The organism is Pontibacter sp. HSC-14F20, from assembly GCF_019599265.1.
Lineage (GTDB): Bacteria > Bacteroidota > Bacteroidia > Cytophagales > Hymenobacteraceae > Pontibacter.
On sequence record NZ_JAHZTC010000021.1, the window covers coordinates 50,156 to 72,645 of the forward strand.

Annotated in this window: 23 protein-coding genes; 11 read left to right on the top strand and 12 right to left on the bottom strand. The window is 50.0% G+C overall.

The features are described from left to right. Positions 1 to 67: 67 nt before the first annotated feature. The 3 genes from K3G39_RS17515 to K3G39_RS17525 all read right to left on the bottom strand — a co-directional run bounded on the left by K3G39_RS17515 (position 68) and on the right by K3G39_RS17525 (position 3,256). On the bottom strand, positions 68 to 772 hold the full coding sequence (locus K3G39_RS17515; protein WP_220627471.1) for a Crp/Fnr family transcriptional regulator: 705 nt from the start codon (positions 770 to 772) through the stop codon (positions 68 to 70). A gap of 171 nt (positions 773 to 943) precedes the next feature. Next, on the bottom strand, positions 944 to 1,477 hold the full coding sequence (locus K3G39_RS17520; protein ID WP_220627472.1) for a plastocyanin/azurin family copper-binding protein: 534 nt from the start codon (positions 1,475 to 1,477) through the stop codon (positions 944 to 946). 36 nt (positions 1,478 to 1,513) lie between these two features. Beyond that, complete coding sequence (locus tag K3G39_RS17525; protein WP_220627473.1) at positions 1,514 to 3,256, bottom strand: murein L,D-transpeptidase; 1,743 nt, start codon at positions 3,254 to 3,256, stop codon at positions 1,514 to 1,516. A gap of 332 nt (positions 3,257 to 3,588) precedes the next feature. Between K3G39_RS17525 and K3G39_RS17530 the strand changes: the two genes are divergently transcribed. After that, on the top strand, positions 3,589 to 5,487 hold the full coding sequence (locus tag K3G39_RS17530) for a M1 family metallopeptidase (protein ID WP_255594456.1): 1,899 nt from the start codon (positions 3,589 to 3,591) through the stop codon (positions 5,485 to 5,487). 146 nt (positions 5,488 to 5,633) lie between these two features. Here K3G39_RS17530 and K3G39_RS17535 read toward each other — a convergent pair whose 3' ends face one another. Further along, the gene (locus K3G39_RS17535) at positions 5,634 to 6,137 is read right to left on the bottom strand and encodes a ferritin-like domain-containing protein (protein WP_220627474.1); all 504 of its coding nucleotides are present in this window, start codon (positions 6,135 to 6,137) and stop codon (positions 5,634 to 5,636) included. Between the two features lie 348 nt (positions 6,138 to 6,485). Here K3G39_RS17535 and K3G39_RS17540 point away from each other — a divergent pair, with 348 nt between their 5' ends. Beyond that, positions 6,486 to 7,382 (top strand): cyanophycinase, encoded by an 897-nt coding sequence (locus K3G39_RS17540; protein WP_220627475.1) that lies wholly within the window; start codon positions 6,486 to 6,488, stop codon positions 7,380 to 7,382. On the opposite strand, the gene K3G39_RS17545 is transcribed toward K3G39_RS17540, so the two are convergent. Beyond that, positions 7,379 to 8,305, bottom strand: coding sequence for an isoaspartyl peptidase/L-asparaginase family protein (locus K3G39_RS17545; protein ID WP_220627476.1), 927 nt, complete (start codon positions 8,303 to 8,305; stop codon positions 7,379 to 7,381). The genes K3G39_RS17540 and K3G39_RS17545 overlap by 4 nt on opposite strands. Positions 8,306 to 8,474: 169 nt before the next feature. On the opposite strand from K3G39_RS17545, the gene K3G39_RS17550 reads away from it, so the two are divergent. Both K3G39_RS17550 and K3G39_RS17555 read left to right on the top strand, forming a co-directional pair. Continuing rightward, positions 8,475 to 8,852 (top strand): DUF3127 domain-containing protein, encoded by a 378-nt coding sequence (locus tag K3G39_RS17550; protein ID WP_220627477.1) that lies wholly within the window; start codon positions 8,475 to 8,477, stop codon positions 8,850 to 8,852. A 151-nt stretch (positions 8,853 to 9,003) separates the two neighbouring features. Continuing rightward, positions 9,004 to 9,624, top strand: coding sequence for a helix-turn-helix domain-containing protein (locus K3G39_RS17555; protein WP_220627478.1), 621 nt, complete (start codon positions 9,004 to 9,006; stop codon positions 9,622 to 9,624). Positions 9,625 to 9,846: 222 nt separating this feature from the next. Here K3G39_RS17555 and K3G39_RS17560 read toward each other — a convergent pair whose 3' ends face one another. The 3 genes from K3G39_RS17560 to K3G39_RS17570 form a co-directional block, all read right to left on the bottom strand. Further along, on the bottom strand, positions 9,847 to 10,995 hold the full coding sequence (locus K3G39_RS17560; protein ID WP_220627479.1) for an IS4 family transposase: 1,149 nt from the start codon (positions 10,993 to 10,995) through the stop codon (positions 9,847 to 9,849). 245 nt (positions 10,996 to 11,240) lie between these two features. After that, positions 11,241 to 11,801 (bottom strand): transposase family protein, encoded by a 561-nt coding sequence (locus tag K3G39_RS17565; RefSeq protein ID WP_220627480.1) that lies wholly within the window; start codon positions 11,799 to 11,801, stop codon positions 11,241 to 11,243. Positions 11,802 to 12,062: 261 nt separating this feature from the next. Beyond that, on the bottom strand, positions 12,063 to 12,542 hold the full coding sequence (locus K3G39_RS17570; protein ID WP_255594457.1) for a toxin-antitoxin system YwqK family antitoxin: 480 nt from the start codon (positions 12,540 to 12,542) through the stop codon (positions 12,063 to 12,065). 272 nt (positions 12,543 to 12,814) lie between these two features. On the opposite strand from K3G39_RS17570, the gene K3G39_RS17575 reads away from it, so the two are divergent. After that, positions 12,815 to 14,230, top strand: coding sequence for a PhoH family protein (locus K3G39_RS17575; RefSeq protein WP_255594458.1), 1,416 nt, complete (start codon positions 12,815 to 12,817; stop codon positions 14,228 to 14,230). 6 nt (positions 14,231 to 14,236) lie between these two features. Here K3G39_RS17575 and K3G39_RS17580 read toward each other — a convergent pair whose 3' ends face one another. Continuing rightward, positions 14,237 to 14,848, bottom strand: a complete 612-nt coding sequence (locus K3G39_RS17580) for an SRPBCC family protein (protein ID WP_220627481.1) — start codon at positions 14,846 to 14,848, stop codon at positions 14,237 to 14,239. A 199-nt stretch (positions 14,849 to 15,047) separates the two neighbouring features. Here K3G39_RS17580 and K3G39_RS17585 point away from each other — a divergent pair, with 199 nt between their 5' ends. Together K3G39_RS17585 and K3G39_RS17590 are read left to right on the top strand one after the other, a co-directional pair. Beyond that, complete coding sequence (locus K3G39_RS17585) at positions 15,048 to 15,497, top strand: YkvA family protein (RefSeq protein ID WP_220627482.1); 450 nt, start codon at positions 15,048 to 15,050, stop codon at positions 15,495 to 15,497. A gap of 238 nt (positions 15,498 to 15,735) precedes the next feature. After that, complete coding sequence (locus tag K3G39_RS17590) at positions 15,736 to 18,063, top strand: S46 family peptidase (protein ID WP_220627483.1); 2,328 nt, start codon at positions 15,736 to 15,738, stop codon at positions 18,061 to 18,063. Positions 18,064 to 18,247: 184 nt separating this feature from the next. Here K3G39_RS17590 and K3G39_RS17595 read toward each other — a convergent pair whose 3' ends face one another. Then, positions 18,248 to 18,424 (bottom strand): hypothetical protein, encoded by a 177-nt coding sequence (locus tag K3G39_RS17595; RefSeq protein ID WP_220627494.1) that lies wholly within the window; start codon positions 18,422 to 18,424, stop codon positions 18,248 to 18,250. On the opposite strand from K3G39_RS17595, the gene K3G39_RS17600 reads away from it, so the two are divergent. The 3 genes from K3G39_RS17600 (at position 18,375) to K3G39_RS17610 (ending at position 19,869) form a co-directional block, all read left to right on the top strand. Continuing rightward, the gene (locus K3G39_RS17600) at positions 18,375 to 18,758 is read left to right on the top strand and encodes a tyrosine-type recombinase/integrase (protein ID WP_370627281.1); all 384 of its coding nucleotides are present in this window, start codon (positions 18,375 to 18,377) and stop codon (positions 18,756 to 18,758) included. The two genes, K3G39_RS17595 and K3G39_RS17600, sit on opposite strands and share 50 nt — an antisense overlap. Positions 18,759 to 18,927: 169 nt before the next feature. Beyond that, the gene (locus K3G39_RS17605) at positions 18,928 to 19,404 is read left to right on the top strand and encodes a hypothetical protein (RefSeq protein WP_220627484.1); all 477 of its coding nucleotides are present in this window, start codon (positions 18,928 to 18,930) and stop codon (positions 19,402 to 19,404) included. 99 nt (positions 19,405 to 19,503) lie between these two features. Beyond that, complete coding sequence (locus K3G39_RS17610; protein WP_220627485.1) at positions 19,504 to 19,869, top strand: hypothetical protein; 366 nt, start codon at positions 19,504 to 19,506, stop codon at positions 19,867 to 19,869. Positions 19,870 to 19,898: 29 nt separating this feature from the next. Here K3G39_RS17610 and K3G39_RS17615 read toward each other — a convergent pair whose 3' ends face one another. Continuing rightward, positions 19,899 to 21,572, bottom strand: coding sequence for an IS1182 family transposase (locus K3G39_RS17615; RefSeq protein ID WP_220627486.1), 1,674 nt, complete (start codon positions 21,570 to 21,572; stop codon positions 19,899 to 19,901). A 157-nt stretch (positions 21,573 to 21,729) separates the two neighbouring features. On the opposite strand from K3G39_RS17615, the gene K3G39_RS17620 reads away from it, so the two are divergent. After that, positions 21,730 to 22,230, top strand: coding sequence for a hypothetical protein (locus tag K3G39_RS17620; protein ID WP_220627487.1), 501 nt, complete (start codon positions 21,730 to 21,732; stop codon positions 22,228 to 22,230). Between the two features lie 68 nt (positions 22,231 to 22,298). Here K3G39_RS17620 and K3G39_RS17625 read toward each other — a convergent pair. Next, positions 22,299 to 22,490, bottom strand: a 192-nt coding sequence (locus K3G39_RS17625; RefSeq protein WP_220627488.1) for a hypothetical protein, incomplete at its 5' end; no start/stop codon positions are given.

The window sequence follows — 22,490 nt, forward strand, 5'->3', positions numbered from 1 at the left end:
AATAACGGCAGGCGTCCTACGGCTGCCGTTTTTTATTGCCTATACCTTATACCTGGCAGCAAACTGCCTAGTCGTACATGTGGCTGATCTTGTACAGCTTTTCGTGGTCCAGAATGGTAATGGAGCTGCCTTTGGCAGTGATGAGTCCTTCTTCTTTGAACTCAGAAAGCAGTCGGATAGTGGTTTCCTTGGCCGTACCGACAATAGAGGCCAGGTCTTCACGGGAAATGGAAATGGTGAACTGATCGCCTTCTCCGCGCTCCTGGTAAGTTTTCTGAAGCAGCAGCAGGGCTTCTGCCAGCCGCTCGCGCACCGGCTTGTAGGCCATCTGCACCATGCGTTCTTCTGCCTCACCCAACGCATTGGAGATCAGTTTCATCAAACCGCCTGCAAATTCCACATTCTGACTGATCAGCTCCAAGAACTGCGAACGAGGTATAAAACAGATCACGGCATCTTCGAGGGCAACTGCCGAGGCAGAATAACTTGAATCAGCCATCAGGGCACGGTAGCCGATCAGATCGCCCGGTTTGGCCAGGCGCACGATCTGTTCTTTGCCGTCGCTGCCGAGCTTGGCAATTTTTATCTTGCCGGTGTTGATGCAATAAAGTCCGGATGGCTTGCCCCCTTCATGAAAAATCAGCTGCCCTTTCTTATAAGCGAAACACGATTTAGTTTCAGAAAGGTGCGACAACTCAGATGCTCTGCAGCAGCTCAGCAGGGAACTCGCTCGGCTCGAACAGTTCAGACAGTCAGGGTTGGTGAATTTCATAAGTTATCAGGATGCTACAAAAGTATGCATTTCGCCTGTTAAATCGTATGCTTTCTAACATGGTTTTTTTGCAATTCGTTCTAAGGCTTTACCTGTAAGTGTTTAAAGCTCAAAAAGAAAGCCCCTGCCTGTGGGCAGCGGCTTTCCTGAATGCTATACCTGAATCAGTGCTTACTCCTTGATAATCAGCTTACCTTTCATCAGTGGGGTTTCGCTTGGGTAGGTGTTTACGTATTCAAATACACCGGATGTGTCGGGCACTGCAAACTCCATCTTTACCGTTTGGCCGGGCAATGCGAGCGGCGATGCTGCCAATAGCAGTGAGCTGTCGGGCAGGTAATTACCGGATGCTCCGGCTTTGCTGCCATTTTGAGCGACCTGTGCCGAGTAGCCTTCTTTCGTAAACACGATGTTATAAATCATCTTAGGATCTTTGCCCTCGTTGGTAAATGTCAGTTTTACGAGCGTACCGGCCTTTACCTCGATCGTGTCCTGGTCAAAGGTCATGCTTTCCAGTGCCTCGCCCCCGGTTGCCCGAATATCTATTTCTGCCACCTCCTGCAGCGTGGTATCCTGCTCTCCTGTCTGTAGTGTCAGGGCTTCTACTGTTATAGTCTCCGGTTTGTCAACTGTGCCCTGCTCTCCGCTGCATGAGGCAAAAAGCAGGAGCCCGGACAGCAAACCTGATATTCCAATTTTTTTCATGGCTCAACATTAATTTTTAATCCTCATACTTCCGGATTAGCTGAAAAGCTCCTGCTCCAGCCTTTTGTCGTGGCCATAAATGTCATCACGGAAGTGAACGTTTCCATCCTCGTCCACCCAACTGGTGAAGTATACCAGGTATACCTGCACCTTTTTAGGAAGGGTGATCCACTTCTCTTCTCCCCCGTTGATGGTTTCCCGGATGCGGCTTTCGTTCCACTCGGGCATGTCTTTCAGCACATATTGCGCTAAGTCCATAGGGCGCTCCAGCCTGACACAGCCATGACTAAAACCGCGCTGGGTCTGACTGAACAACGAACCGGAAGGTGTGTCGTGCAGGTATACGGCGTGCTCGTTTGGAAAAAGGAATTTCATAGTACCGAGCGAGTTTTTGGGGCCCGGACGCTGACGAACCATGTAAGGGAAGTCTTTTTCTGTAACAGATGACCAGTCGATGGAAGACGGGTCAATCTGCTTCGGTTCGCGTTCTTTTGTTACCACTTCCATGTTCTGCGCATTCAGGTAGCCCGGGTTGCGTATCATAGCTGGCCCTATCTCCTTCTCTACGATGCTGTTCGGCACGTTCCAGAACGGAGCCAGCACCACATATTCCATTTTATCGCTGAAGATAGGTGTAGAGTGCATGGTTTTGCCCACGATCACATTCATCTCCATGGTTTTCTTGTAAGCGCGCTCTGCCTCCGGACTATTGCTCGGGTCTTCGTACACATAGAGTTTATACTCCGGTATGTTCACCCAAATGTACTTCTGGTCCAGACTCTTAGGTACAAGGCGTTTTGGAATCCAGCGCCAGCGCTCCATGTTCATCATGATCTGCTGGATGCGATCTTCCACCGGCACATTCATCGTGCGCAGAGTATTGCCGCCCACTTTTCCATCAGGCACGATGCCGTGCAGCTCCTGAAAGTTTTTTACCTGTGCTTCCAGTTTGTCATCGTATTTGCGCATAGCCGGATCGTTGGCATTGATCTGTGCATCAGGGTTAAGGCGTTTACGAAGCGACACCACAGCAGCGGCTGTATCTCCTTTCGTCAGCATCTTTTCGTTACCCAGCTCCACTTTGGCCCAGCCCCCTTTTTCTTCCAGTTCGCGGTATTGTTGCAGGGCATCGCGGAGGTCAGCGTAGCCTTTGTGAAGCGCCTCAAACTCGTAGTACGGATAAGTACTTTCACGTTCCTTCAGAATGGTCTGGAGCGCTTTGTGAAGTTTTATTTTATTGTTGCGAACGCCCCACTGCACCTGTTTCACATCGCTTGGGTTAATACGGCCCTTATAAAAATCAGAGGCATAATTAAAGTATGTGGCGGTCAGAGCAATATCGATCTGCTGTTGCAGTTCCAGTCTGGCGGAGTCTTTTCTGCCTAATTCGTTATATTGGCTGATCAGTTCGTCAATCGCGACAACTTTGTACTCCTTGGGGTCCAGGCCTTCCTGCGCGGCATTGTCGAGGGTGGTCAGCAGTTTCTCTGACTCCGGCACCAGATCTGATCCCTTGAACCAGCCTAAGCGGTATTCCCGATCACCGTAAAACTGGTAGATCAGGTCTTTGTGCTCTTTAAATTCCTTATGCTGCCCAATATAGTCTTTAATGTATAGGCTGTCGGTTTCAGTGGCAGCCACAGTATTAAGGCCCAGCATTTCTTTTACACCGCCGCCTTCTTCTTTTTTGTCTCCGCTTTTGTTGCAGGAGGCAAAGGCAAGCAGGCAGAGTATCACCAGCCCAGTTGGTTTTAATTTCTGTAGGATGAAAGGATTCATGGTTATTGGTTTTATGGCTTCTTGCGAAAGGTTGATGGGACGCTAAGATTATGTAATGCTTAAAATTGTACTATTTTCTGCTGCCGGTGCCTTTTCGCTTTGATTTTGACTTATGTACTTTAAACAGGCGTAAAATGTTCTGTATACGCCAAAGCAGCGTACCTATCGCGCAAGTATAGGGCTTGCCCGAAAGCAGCAGTTCGCTAATAAACCCCAGCGTATACCTCTATAACATAGTACGTACCTGCAGCGTTTGCCGATGCATTCCGGTGCCGGTACTTTACAGTTCATCACAAAAAATGTATCTTACACCACCATAACTAAAGTATACAATGACTCCATACCGTAAATTTTTACTTGGATTGGGTTTGGCCGGTAGTCTGCAGCTGGGTGCCTGCTCTACCCAAACAACCACCACTGATGAAACTATGACAGCAGAACAGCAAGGCAGGGCCGAGACGCCAGCCGACGTACACAGTTTTGCCCGACCTGCCGAGGCCGTGGCACGCCACCTGGACCTGGATATTGCCGTGAACTTCGAGCAGAAAGTGATCACCGGCAAAGCCTCTTACCAGATCGAAAACCTGGCCAAAGGAAACGAGATTGTTTTCGATACGCGAGGGCTTGAGATTGAGCAGGTATACCTGGGCAAAGATCAGACACCAACCACCTTTAAACTAGGTGATAAAAAGGAGTTCCTGGGCCAACCGCTGATCATTGCGATTCAGCCAGAAACGGACTACGTGACTATACAATACCGCACCACCACCAACGCCGATGCGCTGCAGTGGCTCAACCCGCAGCAGACGGCCGGCAAGAAACACCCGTTCCTGTTCACGCAGTCGCAAGCGATCCTGGCCCGCACCTGGATTCCGATTCAGGACAGCCCAGGTATACGCATCACTTACAGCGCCAATGTGCAGGTTCCAAAAGAGCTGATGGCTGTGATGAGCGCAGATAATCCGCAGCATAAAAACAATACAGGCAGCTATACCTTTGAAATGCGCCAGGCTATACCTTCTTATCTGATGGCCCTTTCTGTAGGTGACATGGTATTCAAACCGATTGGGCAGCAGACGGGCATTTATGCCGAGCCGGCCACCATTGATGCCGCCGTGTACGAGTTTGCCGAGATGGACAAGATGCTGGTAGCCGCTGAAAAGTTATATGGCAAGTACCGCTGGGATCGCTACGATCTGCTGGTGCTGCCTCCTTCTTTCCCCTTCGGTGGTATGGAAAACCCACGCCTGACTTTCGTAACGCCTACCGTGTTGGCCAAAGACCGCTCGCTCACCAGCCTCATCGCACACGAACTGGCACACAGCTGGAGCGGCAACCTGGTTACCAACGGCACCTGGGGTGATTTCTGGCTGAACGAAGGCTTTACAGTATACTTTGAGCGCCGCATCATGGAAGAAATCTACGGAAAAGACTATGCTGATATGTTGAACGTGCTGGGTTACCAGGATTTGCAGCATACATTAGAAGACCTTGGGCCGAACAGCGATGACACCCGCCTGAAACTGGATCTGGAAGGTCGCGACCCGGACGAAGGACTGACTGATATAGCGTACGAAAAAGGTAATTTCTTTTTGCAGAACATAGAACGAGCTGTAGGCCGGGAACGCTTTGATCAGTTCCTGAACAAGTATTTCCAGACTTTTGCCTTCCAAAGCACAAACACCGACCTTTTTCTCGTTTTCCTGCGCAAAGAACTGATTCAGGGAGATGATAAAATGGCTGAGCAGATCAACATTGAAGGCTGGGTGTATACGTCAGGTCTTCCGGAAGATCATGCTAAACCAACCTCAAAGCGCTTTGCACAGGTAGAAGAATCGTTCAAAGCCTGGCAGGGCGGCAAACCAGCCAGCCAGCTTCAGACCAAAGACTGGTCGAGCCACGAATGGCTGCACTTCATCCGCATGCTGCCAGAGCAAATGAGTCAGCAGCAAATGACAGACCTTGACAAAGCCTTTGGGTTCACCAATTCGGGCAATTCCGAGGTGCTGGCCGCCTGGTTTATCCATACTATCCGGAACAACTACGCGGCTGCAGACCAGGCACTCGACAACTTCCTGACCAATGTAGGACGCCGCAAATTCCTGGTGCCGATCTACAAAGCTCTGGCCGCAACGCCGGAGGGTAAGAAAAAAGCACAGGAAATTTATGTGCGGGCGAAGCCTAACTACCACGCCGTATCCACTAACACGCTGGATGCCATGCTGAAATAGGTATAACCATCCGAGCACAAAAAAGCCCTGCAGCAATGCGGGGCTTTTTCTTTGGCATAGGTATAAACAAAAAAATCTGTCTCTTTCTGACCAGCTTGGTTGGCATGGGGAAAGAACAGATTTTTTTCGTTATGCTGTGTGAGAGCTTACTTTGCTCCTTTGTGTTCTGCTTTAACATTGATCTTGCTTTCAGCCAGATCAGTCAGTTTAAGGTCTGTGGCTTTTTCTTCTTCCAGCGTGGTGTGCAGCAGGTTCAGGATTTCTTTGTGACCCAGCTGCTTGGCGTAGGTACAGAGAGTGCCGTAACCAGCTATTTCGTAATGCTCCACACGCTGTGCCGAAGCGATCAGGGCAGCGTCCATCACATCAGAGTCAGCGTTTTCAGACATCATGTCCTGCGCCTCCTTGATGATTCCTTCCATCGCCTTACACTTCTCGCCGGAGGCTTTCATGCCCAGAATTTCGAAGACTTGATCCAGTCGCTCTATTTGTATCTCTGTTTGGCTGAGGTGCATCTCAAAGGCCTTCTGTAACTGGGAGGACGAAGCCTCTTTCATCATTTTTGGAAGTGCTTTGGTGATCTGCTGTTCAGCGTTGTAGATATCCTTAAGTTCATGGATGAATAAGTCATTCAGGTTGTTTAGTTTCATAGCTTGGAAAGGTTTAGCGTCGTAAATAATTATAAGCTTAAGCTTGTGAGTTTACTATACGGCCGCAATTTGCAGAGGTTTAAAAATATAACTTTTATTAGATAAAGTATATATAGTAAGATATAATATAAGGCACATATATAATATTTAAGATATTTGTATTGCTTGCAACTGGTGTATTTTCTTTAGTGCAATTTGCAGAAACAAATAAAAGAGGCTCGAAAACACAATTAGGAGGCACTTCCCGTAACGATTTTAAAAAATATAGGTAATCTTAGGGAGGGTGATGCTATCTTATATCATCATACCTATAGAGTAAGCATACAACCAGCATTAAAAGAAGCACCCGTGGATAGACCAAAAGGAAAGCTGATAGCCATTGGCGGAAATGAAGATAAAGGCTCATACCCGAACCCAAAACACAAAAAGAAATACTACTTAGATTTCTTTGAGTTGGGCATACTCAAACGCTTCCTGAACGAAATCCCAGTGTCAAGCCCTACTATTGAGGTCATCACGACGGCTTCACTTATACCTGAGGAGGTGGGCGAACGCTACGAAAGTGCATTCGGAATTCTGGGGTGTGAGCATGTGAATATGATGCACATCCGGGAAGAAGAAGATGCCCTGCAACCTGCATACCTGGAGCGCATCCGCAACGCCAATGGCGTCATGTTCAGCGGTGGCGACCAGTCACGACTCACCCGCATTTTTGGTGGCACTGAATTTTTACAGATCATAAAGGACAGATACTGGAACGAGAACTTTGTCGTAGCCGGAACCAGTGCAGGAGCTATGGCGATGTCAGAGATCATGATCAAGGGAGGCAGTTCTACGGAATCGCTGCTGCGGGGCTCTGTTAAGATGGGACATGGCTTCGGACTTATCAGTGGGGTTATTATCGACTCGCACTTCGTGATCCGGGGACGATTCGGGCGCCTGATGGAAGCCGTGGTGACACATCCCAAAACAGTAGGTATAGGCCTGGGCGAAGACACCGGCGTGCTGATTACAGACGGGCACATGATTGAGACAATTGGCTCCAACCTTGTAGTGGTCGTGGACGGGCACGGCGTGGAGTATACGAACATCAATGAAATTGAAGCCGGACGCCCGGTATCCATTGCAGGTATGATGATGCACGTGCTGGCCAAGGGAAACGTGTTCAACATCAACTCGCGCGCCTTTTACAAAGACATGAAGGACGTGGAGAAAAATGAACTGGCATCTGAGTCGAGAAGCTAGTCTTTGTAGATCGCTACTCTACCCACTTTGCCGCTGCTGCGATAGCCCCTGTACATGCCCTCAGAGTTAAAAGGCAGGGCTAGTTCCCCTTTTCCGTCTACAGCGATCAAACCACCTTCGCCGCCAAATTTGACAAGTTTGTTCATCACCACTTCATCGCAGGCCTCCTGCAAGGTATAGCCTTTGTACTCCATCAGGCAGGAAATATCATAGGCCACCACGGCCCTTATAAAATACTCGCCATGTCCGGTGCAGGAAATGGCGCAGGTCTTGTTGTTAGCATAAGTCCCGGAGCCGATCAAAGGGCTGTCGCCTATTCGGTTGTAGTTTTTGTTGGTCATGCCGCCTGTGGAGGTCGCTGCCGCCAGGTCCCCATTCGAATCGCGGGCTACGGCGCCTACTGTTCCGAATTTTCTTTCCTCGGTATGGTCGAGTATAAAAATGTCTGTATCGCGCACATCACGCCACTGCTTGTAGCGGTGCTGATCATAAAAATACTCTTCGGATTCAAAAGCGATATTGTACTTGCGGGCAAACTCCTCTGCTCCATAACCGCTCAGAAACACGTGATCCGAGTGTTCCAGAATGGCTCTTGTGAGACGGACGGGATTGCGGATACTGCGTATACCTGCCACAGCGCCGGCTTCCAGTGTTTTACCACACATAATGGCCGCATCCATTTCGTGCTTGCCTTCTTTTGTAAATACCGAGCCGCGGCCTGCATTAAAAAGAGGTGAATCTTCCAGCAACACGACTGCCAGCTCTACGGCATCGAGGGCAGTGCCTCCCTTCTCAAGGACGCTGAAGCTCTCGCTAATAGCATGTGACAAGGCTCGTTTGTAGGCTTTCTCTAATTCCGGCGTCATGGAGGCGGGTGTGATGGTGCCGGCCCCTCCGTGTATGGCAATGGCTAGGTTTTGCATGATTAACAGGTGCGTTTTAGTTAGCTCCTACGCCTGTTGCAGCCTGCCTGTTTTAAAAGGGTGTCAATAGGGTAAAAAATTAAAAAAGCTGGCATTTTTCGGTCCCCCCGAAACCAAAGATTTTGTATATTTGTCCTTAGATCAATCTATTCATTATAAAGTTTATTTTATGTCGTTTGATATTCAAGGAAAGCTGTACGAAGTGTTTGAGGAACAGCAGGTAAGTGAAAAATTCAGAAAGCGTGAGTTTGTGCTTGAGATTCCGGATGGTTCGTTCACGCAATACTGCAAGTTCCAACTGACGCAAGACAAGTGTAACCTGATCGACAACTACAAGCAGGGTGACGAAGTAAAAGTTACGTTTAACCTGACAGGCAAACCGTTCACAAAGAACGGACAGACCATGTACTTCACCAATCTGCAGGCATGGCGTATCGAGGGTGCTGCCGCTACTGGTGGTTTTGGCACTCCGGCTGGTGCTCCTGCGCAGGAATCAGCGGCTCCTTCTTTCTACAGCAGCGACGCAGACAACGATCTGCCTTTCTAATAGCATATTGCGTATAAACAGAGCGAGCCCCGACAGGCTCGCTTTTTTTATGCTTTACCGGCAAAGTTTTCGGCTGGCTTTTCAAAACCTGGATTTCAACGATTAGTTTCTTATAACAAGGTATAGCCGCTATACCTACAGCCTTCTGACTATGGACGATTTACAGCGCCTGATCTGGCAGGGCGAAAATGATCAGGTAGATTTCAAGCAACGCGTCACCCAGCCTGATAAAATAGCCCGCACACTGGTTTCCTTTGCCAACACGCGCGGAGGAATGATCCTGATCGGTGTGAAAGACGATGGCAAGGTAGTCGGCGTAGACCCGGAGGAAGAAAAGCACACCCTGGAACTGGCCGCTGGATTTTACTGTGATCCTCCACTGTTGCTCAGTTATGAAGAAGTAGAACTGGACGGCCGCACTATCCTGAAAGTGACGGTACCTGAAAGCAGCACCAAGCCACATTTTGCAAAAGTGAAGGAAGATGACTGGAGAGGCTATGTGCGGGTAAAGGATACCAGTGTGCAGACCAGTAAGATGGTAGAGAAGTCCATGGAGACAGATGAACCCACTTTTGAGCGCATCCCCCTTGACCGCCACGAACTTGCCGTGTTAGATTATCTGGCGCTCAACCGCCGTGTCACGCTCCGGCAGTATATGAAGATTGCCAATCTTTCTGAAAGAAGAGCTTACCGGATGCTGGTGAAGCTGGTGATTCATGGGTATGTGCGGCTGCATGATAAGGAAAAGGAGGAGTATTATACTTTGAGTTAATCATATTATATGGTGCGAGCGTCCTCGCTCGTGTCTGGTAGAGGGAACTCCGCCCCAGGTATAGCTTTTTAGCTTTTACCTTTTGCAGGTAGAGCAAAGCGTATTATTTTATAGCTTCGCCTGTGCGGCGGGCACTCACTTTTTGTCTTGACACAAAAAGTAAGCAAAAAGGTCAAGAGCCTCCAAATCGAGGGCCCCTACCCACTACTGTTCGAAACGTGTTCAGGTGACGAATTTCTCCATTTTAGCGGGGTCTCCCCCGCAGAGCAGCACGATTTGCCTCACCACCTCCACGTCCAGCTCCTGTGCAAAGCGCAGTTTGGCGCGACGGTCGCTGTCGAGCTTGTTGAGCTTGCGGTAGACGATGAGCAGCAGGGCCACGATCAGGGTCATGTAGAGCATGACCTGAATGCCGTTCTCGTTGCGGGTGACCAGGTGCTCGAGCTGCAGGTGCTGTTTTAAGAACTTGATGAGCACCTCGATCTGCCAGCGCTCCTTGTAGATAGCCGCTACCTGGTAGGCATCCAGCCAGGCGATGTTGGTGACAAAGCAGATCTGCTCCCCCGATTCCAGGGTGGCCTTGACCAGGCGCAGGGGCTTTTCGAGGTAGCTTCCGGGCTTTTCCCGGAAGCTCACCCAGGCATCGCTCAGCACGGTGAGGGTCGTCCCCTCGGGCCGCTGCCCCACGGCCAGCCGCTCCTGCTCCAGGCAGTGGGAGCCCACCTTGCAGCGCGTGACAAAGAGGCGGCCCCGCTCGTCGAGCTCCTTGAGCGCTTTGCGCGACTGCACGCCCCGCTCGAAGACGACGATGCCCGAGCGGGAGATCTCACTGGAGAGGATCGTCTCGGGCAGGGCGCAGTCCTCGCTCAGGGCCTGGCGGTTGGTGAACACGCGCACCTGGCAGGGCAGGCTGCCTTTCATGGCCAACGTGCACTTGAGCTGGCAACTGTCCTTGCTGCCCGAGCGTGTGCGCATGCTCCAGGCCACCAGCCGGGCCGAGACGGCGATCAGGGTGGAGTCGTAGCGCACCAGCGCCCCCTCTTGGCCCAGCAGGCGGTTGAAGCGCTTGAAGAGCAGCTCGAAGATGGCCCGAAAGAAGTCGGGCCGCATGGTCACGATCCGGTCGCGGATGGAATTGTGGCGTGTGGTCTGCCCTTGCCCCAGCTCAGCCAGGGTCCGGAACTGCATAGAGCAGTAGAGCTCCTCCATCACCCGAAGGCTCGCCCGGCCTCCTTCCAGCAGCGAGAGCAGCAGCAGCTGGAACATCACCCGCCCGCTGAGCTTCTTGACCTGGTGGTCCACCCGGGTCTGGGCTGCCAGCTGCGAAAGATCCGCTTCAGGGATAAATGCCAATAAGTCCTTCGCCTTCATATCAGCCTCCTTTCATGTATGCCCGTTACATAATACGAACTTGACAAGGTTTCGAACAGTAGTGGCCCCTACCCCCACTCGCTGGCCGCTCAAACAGTGGATTGTCGTAATGGTGCACCGGGCTATTGCTATAGCTTCGTAGTTTCGGCGAAAGTTAGTCTTTCTAAACCTTTCAGGGGTAGTTTACTACGAAGCTATACCTAACAACTGGTAGCGGCTAAAACTCCCCTTTGAAGGCAGGGCTGTTACGTTCTAGTTATCTGGTTCATTTTGCCAATTTTATTAGCCAGGGCAATGGTTGCCTCCTTCAAGGACCCAAAGCCGCAGCTGCGCATCAGGTTGATAGCCACGTTGAGCAGCAGGGAGCGGTTCTCGGCCCCTTGCGGATGCGGCACTTGTCCTCCCCGAACGTGACGTCCTTCTGCCAGTGCAGCCGGGTCACTGGCTGCTGATGTAGTAGCTGGACTGCTCACCGTCGAGCGCAGGCTCTTGCCCTCCACGCTCAGCCACCGGCCCGACCAGTCCACGTACTGCCCGCTCCACCGGGAGAAGGCGCGGCTCAGGGCCTCAAAGTCCAGCCGCTGCAGGATGTCGCGCAGGGGCACGTAGCTGGGCACCCGCGCCTTGGCCAGGCCCAGGAAGGCCACCAGCTCCTGGCGGTTGTGGTGCACAAAGCGCCCCAGCTCGCGGTAGGCGCAGCAGCCGCTCATCATGCCCATCACCACCATGCACAGGGTCTCGGCCAGCGCGTGACGCAGCCCCGCCTGCCGCCGCGGATCGGCCACCTCCCGCAGAAAACTAATCAAATCTCGCTACTTCCATCGCCCTAAATCATAATGCTAAATACAATAGCTTACGAATTTTAGAACCTAACGGCCCTGCCCTTTGAAGGGGGCAGGTAGATGTTAATTGTGCATGTGAAGCGGCAGATACAACGCGATACCTGAAGAATGAAGACAACAGAATTCCCCTTCCTGCTTTGGGGTTAGGAGAGATAATTCTTCTCCAATCGTGCACCAAAATCCTGTTAATCCTCTAAACTTAAAAATCCTGATCCAGTTAACACCCTACTCCTTAAAATTCCGAGTTAAATTCAGCTTTACCTCATTCCCCTTTTCATAGTACTCAGTATGGGTGAGTTGGCCGGCTCGGTTGTATACCTGCCAGGTGCCGAACCAGTAGTAATGGATCACGCGCTCCGTCTCGACTGTTCTGGCCATACCTTGTTTCTCCAGTTCGCCGTTGTCGTGGAATAGCTTGACTAGGAACTCTGTGGAATTGGGCTTGTGGTACTCGATTTTCCGGAGACTGCCATCAGGGTAGTAATAGCGCCACTTGCCCCGCTCCTGCCCGTGCTTGAACCGGCCATTGCGCAACAGCGTGGTATTATCTGGCAGGTATAGCTTCCAGCGCCCATGGTGACGACCTTCCTTATCAAAACGGTTGATCTTGAAGGGCCATATTCCGTTTTTAGGTTTCGCCTGTGCCTGCAAGGTCAGTGGTATGGCTAGCAGCAGCAGCAAAAAGAAGGTATAAAAGGTTTTCATACGCCCAATCCGTTTTTTTCAGGTTATACCTTATGCATTAAACAATCCATAACCTGCACGTCGACAAATATACTTATTTTTTTGTAACAACTAACTATTTAGTTATACCTGTTTAATCTGTAACCAATTCTGAATCAATCTACTATTTTTTAAAAATTCTTCCATTCTATAACAGCGCCTGTGCGGCTCATGAATTTGACTCTTAGAGGGATAGACTAAGCGCTATGTATTTGCGTAAAAAGGAGAAGTCTACCCACTTTAGCCCTACCCTTATGCCCAAACAGACGAAGACAATCCAGGACAAAACTGAAAAAATCTATCCGACAACCAGTAAGTTAAAAACACCTGCAAACGACAGGTCACCCGATGCCAAAAGCAAAAAAATATTTGTGCTCGACACCTCGGTTATCCTCTACGACCATAGCGCGGTGCAGAACTTTCAGGAGCATGATGTGGCTATACCTATTACGGTGCTCGAGGAACTTGATAACTTCAAGAAAGGCAACGATATCAAGAATTTTGAGGCCCGCGAGTTTATCCGGTTCATCGACAAACTTTCTGCGGAGCACATGCTACAGGAGTGGATTCCGCTCAATGGCAAGACCAAAGGCAAGTTTAAGGTGATGATGAACGGCAGTGCCAAGCTGGATGCTACTAAGATCTTTGGCGACAAAAACGACCATCACATCCTGAACTCGGCCCTGCACATGCAGCAGGACTACCCGAAGAGCAAGGTGGTGCTGGTAACCAAAGACATTAACCTACGCCTGAAAGCCCGTGCACTCAACCTGATCGCGGAAGACTACGAAACCGGTAAGATTCAGGATGTAGCGGGCTTGTATACAGGAAGCGATACCCTCGAAGAAATTGACGCGGGCGTGATCAACGAGCTGTATGAAAAAGGCAACTTTGAAAGCGGCAAAGTGATAAAAGAAACGCCGCCTGACAATCACTTTTATGTGCTCAAAAGCTTTAAGAACTCCATCCTCTCCTATTACAATCCGGCTGAGGACCAGTTTGAGCGGGTAGATAAGCAGATGGCTTACGGCGTGAAGCCACGGAATGCCGAGCAGACTTTCGCCATGCATGCCTTGTTAAATCCGCGCATCAAACTGGTGAGTATACAGGGTGTGGCCGGTACCGGCAAGACGCTGCTGGCCCTGGCGAGTGCGCTGGAACAACGCCGCGACTATAAGCAGATCTACCTGGCGCGGCCTATCGTGCCGCTCAGCAACAAAGACATCGGCTACCTGCCCGGCGATATAAAATCGAAGCTAAACCCTTACATGGAGCCACTGTGGGATAACCTAAAGTATATCCAGAACCAGTATGCCGAGAACAGTAAGGAATATCAGAAGATCAGGGAATTGGTAGAACTGGAAAAACTGGTGATCACACCGCTGGCTTACATACGGGGACGTAGCCTTTCGAACATTTACTTTATAGTAGACGAGGCGCAAAACCTGACCCCACATGAAGTGAAAACGATCATTTCACGGGCTGGTGAAAACACCAAGATCGTTTTTACAGGTGATATTTATCAGATCGATACGCCCTACCTGGACTCGCAGAGTAATGGCCTCTCATACCTGATCGACCGGGCACGTAATCACCCGCTGTATGCGCACATCACACTGCTAAAAGGGGAACGCTCTGAATTGGCAAACCTGGCAAACGAACTGCTCTAGCTATACCTATAATACAGGCAATAGGCCGCTGCTATACCTAGCTGTGGCCTTTTTGTTGGCTAATCGTAACTTACTTTCTGCTTTTGATACGGGCTCGAGCAAAGTTTTGAGAGAAACGAGACTTTGCTCGGTTTCCTGTTCCGTTTTCAGTTTTTTGAAGAAGCCCCTATACCTGTTATATATATCATCGGCTACTCTTGTGCGCTGCTGCCACACCACACGCGTTCCATCTTCCAACGGCTCAAGGCTGAAAATACCGATCGTCTCGAACTCCTCCCCTTTTGTCAACTGCTTGTAGTACAGTTCGGTTGGCGGAGTGCTGTCCGTAAAGTGTACTTTTACCATACCAACTTTGTCGCCATTCCACTCCTGGTACGCTCCTTTTCCGGTGAGCGGACCACCGTAAAGACGAATCATGGTGGGGTCGTAAGTTTTGTTCCAAGCGTTCCACTCTTCCCATTTAGTAGGGTTGTTCAGGTATGGAAACACCTTTTCCGGCTTCGCGTTGACCACAATGGAGCGTCTGACCTCGTAGGAATCAGGAAGCAGAAAGGAACCGAAATAAACTGCGGCCGAAGCTACCAGCAACGACACCAGCACGATGAGTGGCGCTTTCATATTAGATGCGACATGCCTGTATGGGTATGGGATAATTTGATGCTAAAAGTACACCAATTTAAAGGAGAAAAAACAAGACAGGCAAACAAGTAGGCAAGAATATTTTTTCTTCGAAAAGGGGCATTATATTACCTGTTGCTACAGTTTACACCAATTTGGAGGTTCACGCCGTATAAGGGCCAAATAAAAAGACAAAAAAATGATTCAGGATCTTATAAATAAAGGACTAAAACTTTCGCAGCAATCTATTTTCAGGGGTTTACTAGGTAAAGCCGGTGTGCTGGTTTCCAAACCGGTGAAACTGGGAATGCTCCTCACCACGGCTTATGGCAAACTGGTAGATGTGGAGAGTGACAAGAGTGGTTTTGCGCAAGTAAAGGAAGTGATGCAAACATTCATACGTATGGTGAAAGCTTACATCAATGGCTCGTATCGTGAGGTGTCGAACAAGTCGCTGCTAGCCGGTGTGGCGGTACTGCTATACCTCGTCACGCCCCTCGACGTGATACCCGACTTTATACCTGTGATCGGCTTCCTGGACGATATCAGCCTGATGGCCTGGTTCATTGATTCTTTTCAGAAAGAGATCACCAATTTCAAAACCTGGGAAAGCAACAAAAATTTTGAACCGACGATGGGAACGCTTTAGAGTTTGAGAGGTATAATGCTATAGCGACCTCTAGCAATCAACCATAACTTTGAGATACGCCATGGAAATGCATTGTAGACCAAAATATGCTGTTGCATAGTTTTGCCTCTTGCGCGGACAGGGCACAACCTGTCGCAATATGACTTCATCATTAACTCTCAAACTCCTAAACTCCCGACCTCCCAAACTCATAATTCTTGCGTATCTTGGGAGCTCAAAACCAACTCTTATAAAAACCATGATCAGTAAGCGCATTATAGCATTTTTTGCGGCAGCCTGTCTGAGCCTGGGTATAAGCACGGCCAAGCCTGATGAAGGTATGTGGCTGCCTATGCTCCTCAAGCAGCTAAACGAAGCAGAAATGCAGAAGAAGGGCATGAAGCTCTCAGCCGAAGACATTTATAGCATCAACCAGTCGAGCCTCAAAGACGCTATTGTGTCGTTTGGCGGTTTTTGTACCGGCGAAATGATCTCTTCGGAGGGTCTTCTGTTAACCAATCACCATTGCGGCTACGGCCAGGTTCAGAGCCACAGTTCCGTAGAGAAAGACTATCTGACAGAAGGCTTCTGGGCCATGACTCGCGAGCAGGAACTTCCGAACCCGGGCCTTTTTGCCACTTTTATCGTGCGCATGGATGACGTGACGCAGCAGATTCTGGCAGGTATACCGGCCAATGTAACAGAGGCTGAACGCGAGAAAACGGTGCAAGCAAACATCGCTAAAGTGCGCCAGCAGGCGATTGCCGGTACGCATTACGATGCCGTTATTCGTCCGTTCTTCTATGGTAACGAGTACTACATGTATGTGACTGAAACTTTCCGTGATATCCGTCTTGTAGGTGCTCCCCCATCGTCGATCGGTAAGTTTGGTGGCGACACCGACAACTGGATGTGGCCGCGCCATACCGGTGACTTTGCCATGTTCCGCATTTATGCCGATGAGAACAACAATCCGGCAGAATACTCTCCGAACAACAAGCCTTACAAGCCCAAGCACCACCTGCCTATTTCACTGAGCGGTGTGCAGGAGAATGACTTCACGATGGTGTTTGGTTTCCCAGGCCGTACAAATGAGTACCTGACCTCGCATGCCATTGAGGAGATCTACGAGACTTCCAACCCGCACAAGATCAAGATCCGTGACACGAAACTAGCTGTGCTCGACGAAGACATGAAAGCATCTGATGCCGTGCGTATTCAATATGCTGCCAAGCACGCCAGTGTAGCCAATGCCTGGAAAAAGTGGATCGGTGAGAGCCGTGGTCTGCGTAAAGCCAATACCATAGAACGCAAGCAGGAACTCGAAAAGCAGTTCACCGCATGGGCAAACGCTGACGCCGGACGCAAGCACACGTATGGCAACCTGATCGCTGAGTTTGAGAAGAATTACAAGCAACTGGAAGGTATCACGATCGCCCGCGACTACATTATGGAAGCCGCCTGGGGTGTGGAGCTCGTGCGTTATGCCAACGATTTTATTAAGTTGAACGAACTGATCGAGGCCAAGTCTCCACAGCAGGAAGTTAATGCGCAACTGGACCGTCTGGAGAAAGGTGCAGCGGGTTACTTTAAGAACTACAACGCCCCTACCGACAAGAAGGTGTTTGCAGCCCTGCTGAGTATGTATTATGAAAACCTAGACGAGAAACTGCAGCCTGCCGCTTTCGCGATGGTGCGTCAGAAATACAAGGGCGATTTCAGCAAATATGCCAATGAGGTATACAGCAAATCACTTTTCACTTCCGAAGCGGGTGTACGCAAAGCGATTGCCGACATCAGAGCTGGCAAAGCCAACCCATTTAAAAATGACCCGGGCTTCCAGTTGGCCAGCAGTATCAACGCCTATTACCGCACCAACGTACTGCCTACTTACACTAAGGTGAATGATAACCTGAGCCTGTTGTACAGAACCTATGTAGCTGGCTTGCGTGCCATGCAGCAGGACCGCAAGTTCTATCCGGATGCAAACTCCACCCTGCGTGTAGCTTACGGCAAAGTGGAGCCTTACCAGCCGGTTGATGGGGTAAAATACATACACTACACAACGCTGGAAGGTGTGATGGAGAAAGCGGCCTCTGGGGTTGCTGAAGACTATGCTATACCTGCCCGACTCAAGGAGCTGTATGACAAGAAAGATTATGGCCCCTACAGTGTGAATGGTCAGCTGCCTGTTTGCTTCATCGCTTCGAACCATACCACAGGCGGCAATTCTGGCTCACCTATAATCAATGCCAATGGTCAGCTGATCGGTACGAACTTCGACCGTAACTGGGAAGGTACTATGAGTGACCTGACTTACAATCCTGACCAAGTACGTAACATTTCGGTGGATGTACGCTACATGCTGTTTATTGTAGACAAATTTGCCGGGGCCGGTCACCTGGTGAAAGAGATGACGCTGGTTAATGACAACACATCTGGTTTGCCACAGGTAGATGCCCGTCGCAAAACGGAAGCACCTGCTGAAGCTGTGCAGCTTTCAAAGAAAGAGCTGCGCAAAGCCGAGAAAGCCGCTAAAAAAGCAGCCAAAAAGAAAGAAAAAGAAGCTGCTGAAGTCGTGAATTAAGCACAAGCACTTTTAAATTAGAAAGCCCCGTCTGTTTATTCAGGTGGGGTTTTTTTGTTTGGCTATACCTGAGCGAGTTGTTTTATACCTTGTTTTACTCCATATAGGGTTGCCAGTTCACGATCAGTACCTTCTCATCTTCGAGCAGCAGAGAGTCGTAGCAGAAATAATTGGTATTGCTCTGCTAGGAACGGTAGTGGTGGGTGAAGTGGCGAAAGTCGAAGCCGGCCACTTGCAGTAACTCCCGGCGTAGCGTAGTCTTGCCCTCGGGACTAAAGCGTTGCAGCGCGAATCGGTTGTGGCGCAGCTTAGTGTTGATATCCTTCATCAGGGGCGTAAAGGGCAAGAAGGACCGCACCACACTGCTGTCACAGAGGCTGCTCGAGAGTCTCAGGGCCTATTACAAGCAGTCTAGGCCGAAAGTGTGGCTATTTGAGGGGCAGACGGGCGGGCAATACACAGTAGAGAGTATTCGCAGCGTGTTCCGGGCCAGCAAGGAGAAGGCGGGCGTGAAAGCACCCGCCACACCCCATACGCTGCGCCATTCTTTTGCCACGCACCTGCTGGAGCAGGGAACAGATTTAAGGTATATCCAGGTGCTGCTGGGGCATCGGAGCAGCAAGACTACCGAGATCTACACCCACATCACCACCCATGCGCTGGATAAAATTGTCAGCCCGTTGGATAATCTCTAGCAATCACCTATATTAGCTTAACTATATAAAAGCATGCGCACTACAGCCACAAGTAACAGATCCAGCAAGCAAATGAGCGCGAATGCGCGCTGCAGCAACTGCGCATATAGTGCAGATAAGCGTATGTTGTCGTATATACTATAGTTAGCTGGTATAGGTAATTAATGAAATGATATTAAAGAAACCGTTTCCTATAAGAGTTACTGCGTTTGTAGTTGCATTGGCTATACTCATAGGCTTCGGTATAGTAATGACTGATTTCCTGAAATCAAACTTCTCCTACCAAGGCGAAGCTTTTGTTAAAGGCTCTGGACGTATCTTAGAAGAAAGCCTGAGCAAAGGACTGATTTTTATTATTCTTGTTAATTTCATTTCATCTGTACTATTCACTTTCCTCTTCTTCCTCTTACTTGAAAAGGAAGTACAGAGAATAGCCTTTAAAATATTGAGAATATGTGCATTGGGAGTGTTGCTTTTAGTGCTAAGCTATTTAGGGATGAAGTATTTCGAAGGTATAAACTTGGGTATAGAAGGCAATGAAAGACTGATAGAAATTGCTTTAACTTGGGTACTAAGAGTAGCTGGTTTCTTTTTGGGGTATAAGTTGATAAAAATGCTGGTAGTTAAAGAAGAAAATAAGAACTAAATCAGCTAACAAGGCACAGGCATCATGTTCGGCTAATGCCTCACCCGTTGCCTGTACGAGACCGTTGGGCACAAGACAAAATAATAACAACTTTACAAAATGAAGAAAAAAAGAATCTATTACGGATTAGCAGGAATCCTAACCATCCTTGCGTGTTCATTGCAGATTATGCATGTACCATTTGCATCATTAAGTTTAACTTTCGCACTATTAATTGGGTTTTTGGTTCAAAAGTGGCATGTAAAGCAACTTGAGGAAAAGCTGGATGAGTACGGAGTCTATCAGAATAAAAGTGTTGTACATGGAATAGAGTTTGTCTTGATTGCTGGAACCGCAATCTTGAAGATTATGCATGTTCCATTTAGTGACTATCTCATTATGTCTCCCCTTTTGATAGGCATTTTATTTCAAAGCTGGTACATTCGACACCTTGAAAGCAAGATTAACAAGTTGAGCCAAATATGATTCTCCTTTTTAATGAGGAAAACGAGTTGTTAAAAAAGCCCTAAGCCCAACACAGGTAGCTGTTGCACAACTCCAGCGTAATTCCTGCTTCCTATCCTTTTTCTGATTTCGCCTCTCTCCATACTTTCCAAAGTTAACCCAGAAAACACTTCCTGTTCCGGGCTGGGCAGGGCCATGACGGCCACTTGGCTTCTTTTTGGCGTAAAGCGCAGCAGTTTCTGCAGGTTGTAGGCCGCGGCGGCCACCAGCATGCCCTTGTGGGCCAGCTCCAGGCCCCGGGTGTTGACTTTCCGCATGCCCAGGAAGTCGAGCAGTGTGCCCAGCACCGGCTCGACGGTGGCCTGCCGGAGCCGTTTCATGCGCCGGCCCCAGCGGCTATGGACCCGGGCGATGGCCCGCTCATACTCCTCGCGGAAGGAGGTGATGTTGACTTTCTTCTCGTGCTGCCCTCCGATGCAGCTCTCCTTGCGGGGGCAGCCCTTGCAGTCTTTTCGCGTGGTCAGGTAGAGCCTGGAGCGGACGTTGTTGCGCTTGGCGTTGACGATTTCCTTGCGGAAGGTGGCCCGCTTGCCCTCGGGGCACAGCCAGTAGTCGTCTTCTTTGTGATAGGTGAAGCCCTCGGGCCCGCCCACATAGGTGCCGTGGGGCGGGATGAAGGCCCAAATGCCCTCCCGCTCCAGCATAGCGTAGTTCTCCCCCGAGCAGTAGCCCGTGTCGGCCAGCAGGGCCGTGCAGCCAAAGCCCAGCTGGTGCAGCCTCTCGCTGAGGTGCCTGACGATGCCAGGCAGGCAGATGCTGTCCTTGCGGTCGGCGTACTCGGCCTGCACATGGGTGATGACGTGGCGGGAAGTGTCCACGACCAGCTGCAGCAGGTAGCAGAGCTTGCGGGCCTTGCCCGGTTTGACAGCTATTCTGGCGTCGGGGTCCACGGGCGAGTAGTGGGTCTTGTTGGAGGTGTACTTGGCGCCCTTGTTATGGGCGCCGGGGTAGAGGTCCTGCTCTTTTTGCCACTTGCGGTTGCGGGCCCGGATCTCGAGCAGCTCCTCTCGGCTGGCCGTGAGGGCGCGCTGCGTGAGCGGGGCCCTGTTCTGGTGGGCCCTGCGGTCGGCGCTGCTGAAAACCCGGGCCTGTTGGAGGCGGGCCTCGAGCTGCTCTTGGGGCACTTTCAGCTCCAGCGAGCCCATCGAGGCGTTGGCTTTGATAAGGGCTGAGTCGATCACCTGGGTATGGCCTGACACCATGCCGGCCTCTGCGCACAGGGAGAGCACGCGGGTGAAGACCTCCTCGAAGAGTTCGGTGGGCAGCAGCTGGCGGGTGCGCGAGACGGTCGAGTGCCAGGGCAGGGGCTCGTCGAGCTGGTAGTCGAGGAAGTACAAAAGGTCCAGGCGCAGGCTGCAGTGCTCGATCAGCTTGCGGTCAGAGGCGATGTTCTCCAGGTGCGCCACCAGGCAGAGCTTGAAGAAGACCACCGGGTCAATCGAGTGCTGGCCGCAGCTTCCGTAGAAGGGAGCCGTCAGCTCGTAGAGTAACGAGAGGTCGAGCCTGTCCTTGAGCCGCCGGTAGAAGTTGTGCGCCGGCACGTGCGCCGAGAGCGAGAAGCGCAGCTCCCGCTCATCCTCGAAAGTTTTCCTGCCCTGCATCCCATTAAAGATTTGGTAATATATCCTTTTACGATTATCTTCAATAGGTTGTGCAACAAGCACACAGTTCAGCCTTAACCCTTGCTCCGCTACGGGCTTCGGCTGCACAAGACCGTTGGCAGTGAAAGAAATTATGAAGAACTCTCTACAACTTATGTTCCTGTTACTTCTAATCTCTTGTGGGAGTAGTGAAGAGAATGTTAATAAAAGCACTGTCGAGATGGCTACTGAACCAATTTCAAACCCAAAGCAAAAAGTTCGTTTTGAACGCATAAGCTTTTCTATTTTCCCAGGAATGGGGGCTGAAAGGTATAGCAAGGACGTAGAGATAAATAAAGATAGTACCGTCTACTACCGTTTGAGAGAAAGGCATGGCGAAACCGTTGTCGAAAACTATATAGCAAAGCTTGACTCACAGAGTATGGGAAGAGTGTATGGTTTAGTGGACTCTATTGATTTCAATAGCCTGAAAGAAGGCTTTTATTTTGAAGAAGATGGAGCATTTCACTCTTTGCAATTCGTGTTCGACAATGGAGAAGCAAGAATGGTTGGCACTATGCAAGGTGAGTTGGAAGAGACGCTTTATGGATTACTGGATATTGTTGAAAAACAAAATCTAATCAAGAGCGAGAATAGGAATTTTAGCACTACTGCAGACGTATTGATTCCTCCCCCACCAGCCGCAGTTAGTGTACCCTATGAAGGTTTAAAAAGAAAATGAAAAACTACCTCTGCCAACAACTAAGGCTTCGTTGGGTACGGAGTGCCGACAATGAAGCCGTGGTTGCACTAACCGTGCGACCCGTTATGGGTTTTAAGTCGGAAGAGGCTGGCCCCTGAACTACTTCTTGGTACTATCTGGTAGCGGGCTGGCCCAACGGAGGTGAGCCTGGAAGGGTATTGAACGATACTTTCTGCTGTTTCCGGGAGAGGATTGCCGCTCTTTTCAGGGTATTTGCTCTGGTAAGGGCATAGCTGCGC

Bases quoted from the DNA above. Each gene is read 5' to 3' on its own strand.
- K3G39_RS17515 (WP_220627471.1), bottom strand. From the start codon at position 772: ATGAAATTCACCAACCCTGACTGTCTGAACTGTTCGAGCCGAGCGAGT.
- K3G39_RS17520 (WP_220627472.1), bottom strand. From the start codon at position 1,477: ATGAAAAAAATTGGAATATCAGGTTTGCTGTCCGGGCTCCTGCTTTTT.
- K3G39_RS17525 (WP_220627473.1), bottom strand. From the start codon at position 3,256: ATGAATCCTTTCATCCTACAGAAATTAAAACCAACTGGGCTGGTGATA.
- K3G39_RS17530 (WP_255594456.1), top strand. From the start codon at position 3,589: ATGACTCCATACCGTAAATTTTTACTTGGATTGGGTTTGGCCGGTAGT.
- K3G39_RS17535 (WP_220627474.1), bottom strand. From the start codon at position 6,137: ATGAAACTAAACAACCTGAATGACTTATTCATCCATGAACTTAAGGAT.
- K3G39_RS17545 (WP_220627476.1), bottom strand. From the start codon at position 8,305: ATGCAAAACCTAGCCATTGCCATACACGGAGGGGCCGGCACCATCACA.
- K3G39_RS17550 (WP_220627477.1), top strand. From the start codon at position 8,475: ATGTCGTTTGATATTCAAGGAAAGCTGTACGAAGTGTTTGAGGAACAG.
- K3G39_RS17555 (WP_220627478.1), top strand. From the start codon at position 9,004: ATGGACGATTTACAGCGCCTGATCTGGCAGGGCGAAAATGATCAGGTA.
- K3G39_RS17560 (WP_220627479.1), bottom strand. From the start codon at position 10,995: ATGAAGGCGAAGGACTTATTGGCATTTATCCCTGAAGCGGATCTTTCG.
- K3G39_RS17570 (WP_255594457.1), bottom strand. From the start codon at position 12,542: ATGAAAACCTTTTATACCTTCTTTTTGCTGCTGCTGCTAGCCATACCA.
- K3G39_RS17575 (WP_255594458.1), top strand. From the start codon at position 12,815: ATGCCCAAACAGACGAAGACAATCCAGGACAAAACTGAAAAAATCTAT.
- K3G39_RS17580 (WP_220627481.1), bottom strand. From the start codon at position 14,848: ATGAAAGCGCCACTCATCGTGCTGGTGTCGTTGCTGGTAGCTTCGGCC.
- K3G39_RS17585 (WP_220627482.1), top strand. From the start codon at position 15,048: ATGATTCAGGATCTTATAAATAAAGGACTAAAACTTTCGCAGCAATCT.
- K3G39_RS17590 (WP_220627483.1), top strand. From the start codon at position 15,736: ATGATCAGTAAGCGCATTATAGCATTTTTTGCGGCAGCCTGTCTGAGC.
- K3G39_RS17605 (WP_220627484.1), top strand. From the start codon at position 18,928: ATGATATTAAAGAAACCGTTTCCTATAAGAGTTACTGCGTTTGTAGTT.
- K3G39_RS17610 (WP_220627485.1), top strand. From the start codon at position 19,504: ATGAAGAAAAAAAGAATCTATTACGGATTAGCAGGAATCCTAACCATC.
- K3G39_RS17620 (WP_220627487.1), top strand. From the start codon at position 21,730: ATGGCTACTGAACCAATTTCAAACCCAAAGCAAAAAGTTCGTTTTGAA.